The following is a 12,378-nucleotide window of genomic DNA, read 5'->3' as shown; positions in this document are numbered from 1 at the left end:
ACGCGAGATTAGGGAGGGAGCGCTTGCGAGCACTCCGCACGAGCCGCCATGCCGACCATGGCTGAGGTCGCGCGCCGCGCCGGCGTCTCGGTTTCGACCGTCTCGCATGTTGTCAACCGCACGCGTTTCGTCTCGCCCGAAAAGGCGCAGCTCATCAACGATGCCATTGCCGCCATGGGCTATCAGCCCAATGAGCTGGCGCGCTCGCTGAAAGTCGCCTCAACCAACAGCGTCGGGCTCGCCATTTCGGCCATCTCCAATCCCTACTTCACCGATATCATCTGCGCGGTCGAGGCAGAATGCGCGCGCCTTGGCCTGATGGTGTTCCTGTCGGATACGCAGGAAGACCCGGACCGCGAGCTTCAGGTCGTGCGCGCCTTCCACCAGCGCCGCGTCGACGGCGTCATCCTGGCGCCGTCCGGCTCGCCCGAGCGTGCGATCGCCTATCTCGCCGACAAGAAGCTGCCTTGCGTCTTGATCGACCGCTTCGCCGACGACCGCTTCGACCAGATCGGTGTCGAGAACGAGACGGCGATGCGGGCATTGATCGACCATGTCGCATCCTTCGGCCACCGGCGCATCGGCTACATCGCCGGCCAGCCGGGCCTCGCCACCACGCGCGAGCGCGTCGACGCGTTCCACGCCTCGCTCGCCGCCAATGGACTTGAATGCCTGCCGCACTATGTCTCGCCGGAGAATGTCGACACGGCGAGCGCCACGGCATCGACGCATGCGATCCTGTCGCTGCCCGCGCCGCCCACCGCATTGGTCACCGGCAACAACATGACGACGATCGGGGCAGTCCGCGCTATCCGCGAGAAAGGTCTTTCGATCCCGCGCGACCTCTCGCTCGTCGGCTTCGACGATTTCGAATGGGCCGACTGCTTCGAGCCTAGGCTGACGCTGGTCGAACAGCCTTGCACCGAGATCGGCCGCCAGGCGGCAACGCTGCTCAGCGAGCGCATCGCATCCAGCCATGCCCCGCCACGCGCTGTGCGGCTTAAAGCGACGCTGCAGGCCCGCGAATCCTGCGCGAGGCCGGTCAACAGGAGGTCGATATGAGCGCGCCGCTGCTTTCCGTCACCGGCGCCGTAAAGCGTTTCGGCGGCGTGCAGGCGTTGCGCGGCGTCGACTTCGATCTGAAGGCTGGCGAGATCCACGCGTTGCTCGGCGAGAACGGTGCCGGCAAGTCGACGCTGATGAACCTCTTGTCCGGTGTCTACACTCCGGACGAGGGCGAAATCAACATCGACGGCAAGCCGGTCACCTTCAACAACCCACGCGAGGCGCAAGCCGCCGGCATCGCCACCATCTTCCAGGAACTCGATCTCGTGCCCTCGCTCGATGTCGCGGCGAACCTCTTCCTCGGTCGCGAGCTGATGCGGCCCGGCGGCATGCTGGATGTGCCGGCGATGCGTCGTGAGGCCAAGCGGCGGCTTGAGGCGATCGAGCTCGCCATTGACCCGGCGCGTCTTGTCGCTGACCTATCGATCGGTCAGCGACAGGTGGTGGCGATCGTCAAGGCGCTGTCTTATGCGTCCCGCGTGTTGATCATGGACGAACCGACGGCCGCGCTTACCGTCGGCGAGGTCGAACGTCTGTTCGAGATCATGAGGAAGCTCGCCTCCTCGGGCGTCGGCATCATCTACATATCGCACCGGCTGGAGGAAGTACCTGAGATCGCAGATCGCGTGACGGTCATGCGCGACGGCCGTGTCGCCGGCATTACCGAGCCGCACGCCCCCCAGGCCGAGCTGGTGCGCCTGCTGGTCGGGCGGCCGCTGGACGAGCTCTATCCCGAACGCGCCAGGAGCGCCGGCAAGGCACTGCTCAGCCTCAGGGATGCCAGCTTCCGGCTCGTCCGTGAAAGCGCCGGCTGGCAGCCCCCGACGGGCGTCTCGCTCGAGGTAAGGGAGGGCGAGATCGTCGGCCTGGCCGGCATCATGGGGGCAGGGCGCACTGAACTGCTCTCCGCGCTTTACGGCACGGGCCTTGCCGGCCGCTGGCAGGGCGAGGTGGCGGTCGACGGCAAGCCGGTGAGGCTCGATTCCATAAACGCCGCGCGCAAGGCCGGCATTGCCTTCGTCACCGACGACCGGCGCGGCAGCGGCCTGATGTTACGCATGGCGGTCGGCCTTAATCTGGTGATGTCAGTGATCCGTCGCATATCGCCGGCCGGACTGATGTCGCCGCGCCGCCAGGCCGAGGCGGTGACGCGATCCTTCGGCCAGTTCGATATCCGCCCGAAAAACCCGGACATCGCTGTCGGCGCGCTGTCGGGCGGCAACCAGCAGAAGGTCGTGCTGGCCAAGGAAATCCTCGGCAATCCGCGCCTGCTCCTGCTCGACGAGCCGACCCGCGGCGTCGATGTCGGCGCCAAGGGCGAGATCTACGCGAGGCTCAGAGCACTTGCCGCGCAAGGGCTGGGTATTCTGGTCGCATCGAGCGAGATGCCGGAGCTGATCGGGCTCTGCGACCGCATCGTGGTGCTGCGCCAGGGGCGCAATGTGGCGGAATTCAACGGCGGCGTCGACGAGCACACCGTGCTTGCCGCGGCTAACGGCAGGGAGGCCTGATGTCGGATCAGAGGATTGAGGGGACGGCCAACTCTGTACCGTCAGGCACGGCAGCGCCCAGACATCGCGTCGACCCACTGGCCATCGTCGTGCGTTTTCAGAGCCTGATAGGCCTGGTGCTGGTGGCGATCGGCGGCGTCATCTTCTCGCCCCGGCGCCACGGCGAGATATTGTTTCTCAACCCCGACAACATCGCCAACATCGTGCGCGCCGTGTCGGAGACCGGCATCATTGCCATCGGCATGACCTTCGTCATCATCACCGCCGGCATCGATCTCTCAGTCGGCGCGGTGCTAGGCCTCTCCGCCGTCGTCACCGCCACCATGATGATCTCCGGCGGCTTCGGGCTGATCCCGACCATCCTTGCCGTGCTCGTCATGGGCATCGTCTTCGGCGTCGTACAGGGCACGATCTCCACCCGTTTCCGTCTGGAGCCATTCATCGTCACGCTGGCCGGCCTGCAGGCGGCACGCGGCCTGGCGCTGATCGTGTCCGGCAACCAGTATATCAACATTTCCTATGGCGACGGCCCGGGCCTGGCGCCGCCGGTTTTCGCGGTGCTGGGCGAGCGGCTGTTCGACAACACCGTGCCGGTGGCGACCATCGTCTTCATCATCTTCGCCGCGATTGCCACGCTGGTGCTCAACACCACGCGCTTCGGCCGCTATGTTTATGCCGTCGGCGGCAACGAGCGCGCCGCCCGCATTTCCGGCGTGCCTGTGTCCATGGTGAAGATATCGGTCTACGCCATCACCGGCTTTGCCTCGGCACTTGCGGGCATCGTCCATGCCGGCCAGTTCAATTTCGGCAGTGCCAACGATGGCATGGGCTATGAACTGACGGCCATCGCGGCCGTCGTCATCGGCGGCACAAGTCTGTTCGGCGGCGCCGGTTCCATGGTCGGCACCGTAGCCGGCACCATCATGCTCGGCGCTTTGGCCAACATCCTTCAGCTCAACAACATCACCCCCGCCACGCAACTGCTCGCGACCGCCGCGATCATCGTGCTGGCGGCAGTGCTTCAATCCCTCGTTCGCCGCCGCGAGGGATTGGGTCGATAGGAGAGTCGACGGCAGCGTCCCGAGAGAGCAACCAAAGGTCTGGCACCCGAGCCGGACAAGGAGGAGACTGAACATGAGAACCACACTGAGAGGATCGCGCGTCCTTCGGGCCGCGTTGCTGGCCGGTGCCGGCCTTTGCATCGCCGGCGCGGCCCAGGCGGCCGAGCCGCTGGTGAAGGCCTGCGCCAAGGACGGCCAGTTCGTCATCGGCTTTTCACAGGCCAACAATGCCGAGCCCTATCGCCAGCACGTCAACGACGAGCTGACGGCGGCGGCCAAGGAAGTGCCGGGCTTCACGCTGCAGATCGCCGACGGTGCCGGCAACGTCAACACGCAGACCTCCCAGGTCGATAATTTCATCACCCAGAAGGTCGATGTCCTGCTGATCTCGCCCTTCGAGGCCGCTCCGCTGACGCCAGCCGTCAAGCGCGCCATGGATGCCGGCATTCCGGTGATCGAGCTCGACCGCAAGACGGTAGGCGATCCCGGCAAAGACTACACCGCCTTCATCGGCGGCGATAATTTCAAGATCGCCGAGGAAGCCGGCAAGTTCACGGCGACGAAGCTGTTGCCCGACGGCGGCGAGGCGGCGGTGCTGGAAGGCCTGCCGAGCTCGACGCCGGCGGTGGAGCGTCTCAACGGCTTCAAGGAAGGCGTGAAGGCGAACTCAAAGATCCAGATAGTCGCCGAGCAGGCCGCCGACTGGGTTCCGGATAAAGCCCAGACCGCCTTTGCCGCGATGCTGCAGGCGCATCCCGACATCAAGGTCCTCTATGCCTCGAACGACATGATGGCGGCGGGCGCGCTGCTGGCCGCCAAGGGTGCCGGCAAGGACGTCAAGATCATCGGCACCGACGGCCTGCCTGGGCCGGCCGGCGGCATCGAGGCGGTGGCCAAAGGCGATTGGGCGGCGACCTTCACTTACCCGACCGGCGCCAAGGAAGCGATCGAGATGTCGAAGAAGATCCTGCTCGACTGCGCGACATCGGTGGATGCGACGGTGACTGTCGATACCACCGCCATTACTTCGGAGAATGCCAAGCAGTTGGCGGGAAAGTAACCGCGGGGTCCTGCAATCGAAGTGTTGCGACAAGGCCCTCCGGGGCCTTGTTTGCTGCCGGGCGATCAAGTCGCCTCGCGGCTAATGCATGTCGCCAAAAAGTGCGCAGCGGTTTTGGGACAACGACATGCATAAAAACAACAACCTAAAAGCGCGTCGCGTTAGGGCGTTCAGACGCGACGCGCTTTAAGGTTGGCTCGCCGCTGATACTTGTGACGCTTCTCGCCGGCACCGCCTGGCTGGCCCTGTCCTGACGAGGCTGCCCCCTCGGACGCCTCAATCGCGTCTACGATCTAAGCTGCATGTTTGCCTGCCATCCTCGCCCGTATCAGCGTCGCGGCGGCATGGCCGGCGGCGTTGACGTAGTCGGGATTGTGATGGATCAGCATGCTGGAAAAGGCGCCGTCCATCAAAAGCACGATCTCACGCGCCAGCATTTTCGCCTGGGCGACATCGTGGCTTGAAAGCGCGCCGGCCAGCCATTTCTCGAAATTGGTCTTGTGGCGCGCTCCAGCCTTTACCGCCGGATGCCCCGGCATCGCCGCCAGCTCGGCCGCCGTGCGCAGGAAGCCGCAGCCCTTCCATTTGGGATGGCGTGCCACCCGCGCCAGGTTGGTGAAGATCGCCTCGACCTTTTTGTCCGCGCCGCCCTCCGCCGCGTCGAACCAGCCCGCCATCTGCTCGAGATTGGGTTGGTCGCGCCCATCGAGATAGGCCGCGATCAGGTCGTCCTTGCTCTTGAAATGGTAGTATAGCGTGCGCTTGGTAAGTCCGGCCTTTTCGGCCACGGCGTCGACGCTGACGCGGCCTATGCCTTCGGCATAGAAGAGCTTGGTCGCCGCATCGACAAGGCGTTTTCGGGTGGGATTGGGCTTTTCGCTCATCCTGCAAGTATACCGACTAGTGAATATACAAGCAATCGAAAGCCTGCTCCTTATCCCCCGGACCGCTGGAAAGGATAAAGCCATGACCGACCTTGTGCTGAGCGAGATGCGTGACCGCGTCGCGATCCTCACCCTCAACCGCCCCGACAAGCTGAACGCGCTGAATTACGCGCTGATCGACCGGCTGCTGTCGCGCCTCGACCTGATCGAGACCGACGATGACGTGCGCGCCGTCATCCTCACGGGGGCAGGGGAGCGCGCCTTTTCCGCCGGCGGCGATATCCACGAATTCTCGTTGAGCGTGGCCGAGGGCACCGATGCCGCGCTGCGCGATTTCGTCATGCGCGGCCAGCGTCTGACGGCGCGGCTGGAAGCGTTCCGCAAGCCGGTGATCGCCGCCGTCAATGGCCTCGCCTTTGGCGGCGGCTGCGAGATCACGGAGGCGGTGCCGCTGGCCGTCGCCAGCGACCGCGCCTTGTTCGCCAAGCCGGAAATCAAGCTTGCCATGCCGCCGACTTTCGGCGGCACGCAGCGCCTGCCACGGCTTGCCGGCCGCAAGCGCGCGCTGGAGCTGCTGTTGACCGGCGAGACATTTTCGGCCGGACGCGCCGCCGAGCTTGGCCTGGTCAACCGGGTCGTACCGCACGAAGAGCTGATGCGGGCGGCCTTTGACCTTGCCCGCCGCATCGTCAGTCATTCGCAGACAGCGGTCGCCAGCATCCTCACAGCAGTGGCGCGTGGCATCAACTCGAGCATCGCGGAAGGCTTGCTGGTGGAGGCGGAGCAATTCGCCCGCGTGGCCCCGACAGCAGACCTGCGCGAAGGCTTGAGCGCCTGGATCGAGCGGAGGCAGGCGGTCTATAACGGTTCATGGGCGCATGTCGCCCGGCCGGACAAGGCCACGCGCCATCTCGACCGGGCCGCCGGCTTGCCTGGCTGACGCCTCGCCTGAAGCGGCGCTCCTAGGCCACCGCTTTCAACGGCGCCTCGCCTGCTTGCTGCATGCGAGCGGCTGCCGCCAGCAGGTCGGTCTGCGTGATCAGCCCGAGTATATGCCGGCCGCCATCGACGATCACCACCGCATGACTGCGCCCGTCGGTCAGCGCCGGCAGCAGGCTCATCGCCGGCATGTCGGGCAAAGCGGTGCTTGCTTTCGACATCACTCCTCCCACCGTGTCGGTCGCTTTCGTCAGCTCGCGCAGGCCGATTGCGCCGGTGAGCCGTCCTTCCGCGTCGACGACCGGCAACGTGCGGATGTTGTGGTCGATCAAAAGATTGCGCGCCTCGTCTGCTGAAGCCGTCACCGGCAGCGAGATCACATCGCGGGACATGATGTCCCGGCAAAGCAGCGTGCGTTGCGAGCGCACCATCGCCTGCAACTCGACCTGGCGCAGCAGACGCTCCAGGTCGTCGCGGTCGATGTCGAAGGTTTCGTCGAGGGCGGAGAGTGCGGCATCGACATCCTCGGGCCGGAAGCCGACGCGCTCGGCCGGTGGCCGGTCTGCGGTGCCGTGGCCGCTGGCGGCGGGTTGATGCACATGCGGATAGTTGCGCCGCGACAGCTTGTGGAAGAGGAAGCCGAGCGCAACCAGGATGGTTGAGTTCAGCGCTACCGGCACGAAGGGAAACAGGAAACCGGCCGCGGCGACGGCTGGTCCGCCAAGCACGCCGGTAAGCGCCGCCGCGCCGCCCGGCGGATGCAATGAGCGGGTGAACGACATGGCGGCGATCGCCAGCGCCACCGCAAGGCCGGAGGCGACGACCGGATCGTGCACGAAATGCGCGACGGTGACGCCAACAAACGCTGAGATCGAATTGCCGCCAATGATCGGCCAGGGCTGCGCCAGAGGGCTCGACGGCACGGCAAAGAGCAGCACCGCCGACGCGCCCATCGGCGCCACCAGCATCGCCACATCCGCGCCTTTACCCATCACCAATCCGCTGATCACGCCGGTTAGCGCGATGCCGATCACGGCGCCGATGCAGGCAAGCAGCCGTTCGCGAAGTGTCGCGCCGGCAAGGATTGGAGCAAAGAGGCGGAACGCCATGGCTGGTCCTGAAAGTGTGAGAAAGTTTGCGGTGCCCGCAATGCCGCCGAACCGGCGGATTTGAAAGCCAAACCAATCCGCGACTTCGTGGCTTTGGAGAATATTATTGCGCAGCGCCGCGTGTGTGGAATGCCTTCAGCGGCTTCCGCTATGTCAATCGCGCCAAGACGTTGTTTGCGCAATCGGTTCGGCAGGTCGCGGGTTGGGCGCCGCTCACTTCGGCCGGACAGTGAACCCAAGCTTGCCCAGCACCTTCACCGCGCCGGTCTTGCCGCCCTCGAAGTCGCCCGAGGCGAGCCTCTTGCCAGTGGCGAATTCATAGGCCGCGCCGAGGATCGCCTTCGGTGGATAGACGCGGTCCTCCCGGACCAGTTCGTAGGTCGTGGTCGCCGCAAAGCCATGTTCGGCAAAGAAGCGCGTCGCGCCCAACCGGTCGTATTCTTCCATCGCGCGCTGAACATGCGCGGCTGTCAAGCTGTCCCAGGTAATCATCTCTCATCCCACTTCATTCCAGGAAAAGTGCTTCTCAGGTTTCCATCCGGAATTGCCTCACGGGCGGGCGACGGGTTTCGACATGGCGAATTGTCCTTTCCTGATCAGCCGAGGAAGTCGCGGATGGCGGCGGCGATGTCCCCGGCGTGGGTTTCGAGGGCGAAATGGCCGGTGTCGAGGAAGCGCACGACCGCGTCCGGTATGTCGCGTTTGAATGCCTCGGCACCCGGAGGCAGGAAGAAGGGGTCGTTCTTGCCCCACACCGCCAGGAGGGGCGGTCTGTGCGCGCGGAAATAGGCCTGGAAGGCCGGGTAGAGCGCGACGTTGCTCTTGTAGTCGCCGAAGAGGTCGAGCTGAACCTCCTCATTGCCGGGGCGGGCGAGATAGAAGCTGTCCAGCGAATGCCCGTCGGGCGCGACCATGTCCGCCGGGGCGCCATGCGTGTATTGCCAGGCAACCGCTTCCGGCTTGAGGAAGCCCCGCAACGCTTCGCGGTTGGCGGGCGAAGGATCCCGCCAATAGGTCTGGATAGGGTTCCAGCCGTCGCTCAAACCTTCCTCATAGGCGTTGCCGTTCTGCGAAATGATCGCGGCGATGCGCTCGGGATGCTTTACCGCCAGCCGGAACCCGGTCGGTGCGCCATAGTCGAAGACATAGATGGCGTAGCGGTCGAAGCCGACAACTTCGGTGAAGCGGTCGATGATCGCGGCGATGCGGTCGAAGGTGTAGGTGAAGTCGCTGGCCTGCGGCATGTCGGAACGGCCGAAGCCCGGCAGATCGGGCGCGACGATATGGAAACGGTCGGCGAGCAGCGGAATGAGATCGCGGAACATATGGCCCGAGCTCGGAAAGCCATGTAGCAGAAGCAGTTTCGGCGCGCCGGGTCGGCCGGCCTCGCGATAGAAGATATTGAAGCCGTCGACATTCGCTGTCCTGTAAGCGGTCATTTTTCTCTCCATAACTGAATTGATCTGGCGTTAGAGGGTTATTTTGAGGCCGAAGTGTCAGCCTCGCGCGGCCTCGACAATGATCTCGACGACGGCGTCGGGCGCGGTGACCATCGGTGTGTGATCCAGCGGCTGCTGACGCGTATGCGCCTTCATGCGTGCCGCCATGAAGCGCTGGGTTTCGGCGGCGATCATGCGGTCCGCCTCGGCGACCAGGAACCATGCCGGCCGATCGCGCCACAGCGGCCGCGCCACGGGTACCGTGATGCAGGCCGGCGAGATGGGCCGCTGCACCGCGCGCAGCACAGACAGATCCTGTGTCGAGGCGTTTTGCGCAAAGGCCGCCGCAAAGGCTTCATCGGGCAAATGGATCAATCCATGCGCGTCCGGCGTCAGTTTCGGAGCCTTTGCATGCGGTTCGGCGCGCGTGAAGACGTCCGCCACCGTCTCGCCTTCGTCCGGCGCGAGCGCTGCGACATAGACCAACGCCTTGACCTTCTCGCTTCGTGTGGCGCCGATCACCGCGCCGGCATAGGCGTGGCCGACGAGAACGACGGGTCCGTCGACGCGCTCCAGCGCCCGGTCGAGCGCGGCAACGTCGTCCTGGAACGACGTCAGCGGCAGCGGCGCAGCCACGACATTGAAGCCTTGCGCGGCCAGCACCGCGATGACCTTGGCCCAGCTCGATCCGTCGGCCCAGGCGCCATGGACCAGCACGACATTCACTTGCTTCGCGGACATGTCGCTTCCTCTTGTTGGATTGATAACCATATTGATTGAGTTAGAACAGTTACGATCTAGACGCATAACTTGTCAAGAAGCTCCGAACCGGTTATCACGGAGTCGTGTTCACCGATGGACGCCACGGCGGAAGCCGCTTGGCGTGGAAAGGAAGTTTCGATGGTTCGCTCACCCGCGCTTTTTGTCGGCGACGCGCCTGGCCTCGATTTTCTGAACTCGATCGCGACCCCGCTCGATACGCCCGTTGATTGGATCGAGGACGGCGACGGCCTGCTGGACTGGCTGCAGCAGGCGCGGCTGGTGCCGGCGGAGGCGCTGGCGACGATTCGCGCCCAGGCGCTGCCCGGCGAGCTCGACAAGGTCGCCGATCAGGCGCGGCATTTGCGCGAATGGTTCAGGGGCTTTGTGTATGCACACAAGGGGCGGGCGCTGATGGGCGCGGATCTGGCGGAGCTCGACCCGCTCAACCGCCTGCTGGAACGCGACGAGAGCTTCAGCCGGATTGCGCCGGCCGCCGGCGGCGCACCATTCGCGCTCCAGACGGCCCGCAAATGGCGCTCGCCCGAGGCGCTCCTGCTGCCGATTGGGGAAGCGCTGGCCAAGCTCGTCTGCACCGAGGATTTTTCACATGTGAAGGCTTGCGAGGGACCAGCCTGCACGCTGCTTTTTGCCGATCATACCCGCGGCCACAGGCGCCGCTGGTGCAGCATGGCGGCCTGCGGCAACCGGGCAAAGCAGGCGGCGCACCGGCACCGCCACAAGGACGATCACCACTAATGCATGTGTCCCAAAAGTGCGCAGCGGTCTTGGGACAATGACACGCATAAAAACAACAACCTAAAGCGCGTTGCATGAGGTTGTTCAGCTGCGACGCGCTTTAGGTCGAGCGAGGCGCCGTGCGCCTCGCTCTTTGTCACGGCGATTAGGGGGCCACCTCGATATGGCCCTTCATGTTGGGATGGAAGCGGCAGAAATAGTCGACCGCTCCCGCCGCGTTCAGCGTGATCTTGCCCTTAGATTTTGCCGGGATCATCACGTCCCAGCCGCCTTTGACCGTGGCGGTGTGGGCGAGGATATCCTTGTTCGTCCATTCGATCGTATCGCCGACCTTGGCCTGAACGGTGGCCGGCGAGAACACCAGCTTGTCGATCGTCACCTCGATGGTCGCCGCGCAGGCCGGCGATACGCCGAGCGCCAGCGCCAATGCCGAGCCGAGAAGCTGCGGCCTCATTTCAGCATGCCGGCGACATGTTCGGCATGCTGTTCATGCCCCTGGAAGATCTTGAGGCCGGTCTCCAGCAGGCTCTTTAGCTCGGCATTGCTGGCCGACGGGATGAGCAGCGTTTCGAGCGCGCCGTTGACCTGCTTATGATAGGCCACTTCGTTCTCGATATAAGCCTTGTCGAAGTCGGCGCCTTTGAGCTTCGCCAGCTTGGTGCGCTCTTCCTTCGCGGCTTTGGCCAGCGCCTTGCTGGTGTCGTTGTCCTCGGGCGTGACCTTCAGCTTCTTCACCAGGTCGAGCGCCTGCTTGTTCACCGCCTCGTGGTCGCGCTCCATGTCCTTGGCGAAGTCGACGATTTCCTTGTTTTTCGATTTCTCGATCGCCAGCTTGGCAGCCTCGATGTCGATCGTGCCCGCCGTATAAGCGATGTGGGCGATCTGCGGGTCGGTCGGCTTTTCGGCGGCCAGCGCCAGCGGCGCGGTGGTCATTAGGAAAACGGCGGCGAGAGCGGCGGTCGGTCGCATGAACATGGCATCTCCTTCGCCCGGCACATCGGCTTCGGGCTTCATCTGAGGGTTGACGGCCATTGGATGCAGGGAAGCGAGAAACGTTCCCGGGAAAATCAGTCTTCGAAACCCAGGCGCTTCATCACCGCTTGGGTCAGCCGCTCGCAGCGCCGGCCGGCGAAGGGGAAGGCGTCGAGCAGCACTGGTCCGATCTCGTCGTCCAGCGCCTTGCGCACCAGGGCGCGCGCCCGGTGCAGCCGCGTCTTCACGGTTTCGGGCCGCACCCCGAGCAGGTCGGCGGTTTCCTCTATGCTTAGCCCTTCGACGACGCGGGCGACGAAAACGCTGCGGTAGACATCGGGAAGGCTGTCGGTCGCCCGTTCGACGAGACCGAGAATCTGCCGCTGCGCCATCGTCCGCTCCGGATCGTCGCTTGGATTCAGGGGAAACGGAATGATCCGCGCCTCCGGGTTCTCGGACACTGCCGCGATGCGCTTGCGCTTGCGCAGCCGGCCGAGCGCCTCGTTGATGACGATGCGCGACAGCCATGTGGACAAAGAGGCCTCGCCACGAAAGGCGCCGAGACTGGCGAAGGCGCGCATATAGGCCTCCTGCACGATGTCCTCGGCCTCGGCATCGTTGCGCACCACGCCGCGCGCGATGCGGTAGAGCCGCTGGTTGTGGATTTTGATGATGGCGCGGCACGCATCCGGATCGCGCGCCAGCGCCCGCCGCACTAGCGTCATGTCGCTGGCCTCTGCCGAGCCGATCCCGGTGGCTTCAATAGCGGGCCTTCTCATCTCGCTCCGATCTCCCGGCGGTTTTTGCATCCACGATTGGA

General features: G+C 64.7%; 14 protein-coding genes. 6 read left to right on the top strand and 8 right to left on the bottom strand.

From position 1 onward, the window contains the following. The first annotated feature begins 48 nt into the window (after positions 1-48). The 4 genes from EN852_RS30685 (at position 49) to EN852_RS30670 (ending at position 4,697) form a co-directional block, all read left to right on the top strand. Complete coding sequence (locus tag EN852_RS30685) at positions 49-1,062, top strand: LacI family DNA-binding transcriptional regulator (RefSeq protein WP_112130349.1); 1,014 nt, start codon at positions 49-51, stop codon at positions 1,060-1,062. Then, complete coding sequence (locus EN852_RS30680; protein WP_127879667.1) at positions 1,059-2,576, top strand: sugar ABC transporter ATP-binding protein; 1,518 nt, start codon at positions 1,059-1,061, stop codon at positions 2,574-2,576. The genes EN852_RS30685 and EN852_RS30680 overlap by 4 nt, the downstream gene beginning before the upstream one ends. Further along, entirely contained in the window at positions 2,576-3,637 is a 1,062-nt protein-coding gene (locus tag EN852_RS30675; RefSeq protein ID WP_127865379.1) for an ABC transporter permease, read from the top strand. Before EN852_RS30680 ends, EN852_RS30675 begins: the two co-directional genes overlap by 1 nt. Positions 3,638-3,710: 73 nt before the next feature. Then, positions 3,711-4,697: a substrate-binding domain-containing protein gene (locus EN852_RS30670; RefSeq protein ID WP_127227287.1), complete on the top strand. Its 987-nt coding sequence runs from the start codon at positions 3,711-3,713 to the stop codon at positions 4,695-4,697. A gap of 293 nt (positions 4,698-4,990) precedes the next feature. Here the strand turns inward: EN852_RS30670 and EN852_RS30665 are convergent, their stop codons facing one another. Continuing rightward, positions 4,991-5,581 (bottom strand): TetR/AcrR family transcriptional regulator, encoded by a 591-nt coding sequence (locus EN852_RS30665; RefSeq protein ID WP_127879665.1) that lies wholly within the window; start codon positions 5,579-5,581, stop codon positions 4,991-4,993. 82 nt (positions 5,582-5,663) lie between these two features. Here EN852_RS30665 and EN852_RS30660 point away from each other — a divergent pair, with 82 nt between their 5' ends. Then, complete coding sequence (locus EN852_RS30660; protein ID WP_127879663.1) at positions 5,664-6,521, top strand: crotonase/enoyl-CoA hydratase family protein; 858 nt, start codon at positions 5,664-5,666, stop codon at positions 6,519-6,521. 22 nt (positions 6,522-6,543) lie between these two features. Here EN852_RS30660 and EN852_RS30655 read toward each other — a convergent pair whose 3' ends face one another. From EN852_RS30655 to EN852_RS30640, 4 genes are all read right to left on the bottom strand, one after another. Next, positions 6,544-7,629 (bottom strand): HPP family protein, encoded by a 1,086-nt coding sequence (locus tag EN852_RS30655; protein ID WP_127879662.1) that lies wholly within the window; start codon positions 7,627-7,629, stop codon positions 6,544-6,546. A gap of 213 nt (positions 7,630-7,842) precedes the next feature. Beyond that, on the bottom strand, positions 7,843-8,121 hold the full coding sequence (locus EN852_RS30650; RefSeq protein ID WP_127879660.1) for a hypothetical protein: 279 nt from the start codon (positions 8,119-8,121) through the stop codon (positions 7,843-7,845). A gap of 104 nt (positions 8,122-8,225) precedes the next feature. After that, a complete protein-coding gene (locus EN852_RS30645) occupies positions 8,226-9,068 on the bottom strand; it encodes an alpha/beta hydrolase (protein ID WP_127879649.1) in 843 nt (280 codons plus the stop codon). 57 nt (positions 9,069-9,125) lie between these two features. After that, on the bottom strand, positions 9,126-9,809 hold the full coding sequence (locus tag EN852_RS30640) for an alpha/beta hydrolase (protein ID WP_127879647.1): 684 nt from the start codon (positions 9,807-9,809) through the stop codon (positions 9,126-9,128). A gap of 159 nt (positions 9,810-9,968) precedes the next feature. Here EN852_RS30640 and EN852_RS30635 point away from each other — a divergent pair, with 159 nt between their 5' ends. Beyond that, positions 9,969-10,586: an ABATE domain-containing protein gene (locus EN852_RS30635; protein ID WP_127879645.1), complete on the top strand. Its 618-nt coding sequence runs from the start codon at positions 9,969-9,971 to the stop codon at positions 10,584-10,586. Between the two features lie 145 nt (positions 10,587-10,731). On the opposite strand, the gene EN852_RS30630 is transcribed toward EN852_RS30635, so the two are convergent. The 3 genes from EN852_RS30630 to EN852_RS30620 form a co-directional block, all read right to left on the bottom strand. After that, positions 10,732-11,040 carry a cupredoxin family copper-binding protein gene (locus EN852_RS30630; protein WP_127879643.1) on the bottom strand — a complete coding sequence of 103 codons (309 nt, stop codon included), beginning with the start codon at positions 11,038-11,040 and terminating at the stop codon, positions 10,732-10,734. Continuing rightward, on the bottom strand, positions 11,037-11,561 hold the full coding sequence (locus tag EN852_RS30625) for a DUF4142 domain-containing protein (protein ID WP_127879641.1): 525 nt from the start codon (positions 11,559-11,561) through the stop codon (positions 11,037-11,039). Before EN852_RS30625 ends, EN852_RS30630 begins: the two co-directional genes overlap by 4 nt. A gap of 92 nt (positions 11,562-11,653) precedes the next feature. Continuing rightward, entirely contained in the window at positions 11,654-12,337 is a 684-nt protein-coding gene (locus tag EN852_RS30620) for an RNA polymerase sigma factor (protein WP_127879639.1), read from the bottom strand. Between the last annotated feature and the right edge of the window lie 41 nt (positions 12,338-12,378).

Source organism: Mesorhizobium sp. M2E.F.Ca.ET.209.01.1.1 (assembly GCF_004010375.2).
Taxonomy (GTDB): Bacteria; Pseudomonadota; Alphaproteobacteria; order Rhizobiales; family Rhizobiaceae; genus Mesorhizobium.
Note: the sequence above shows the minus strand (reverse complement) of the source record. Positions and strands in the feature narration are given on the sequence as shown.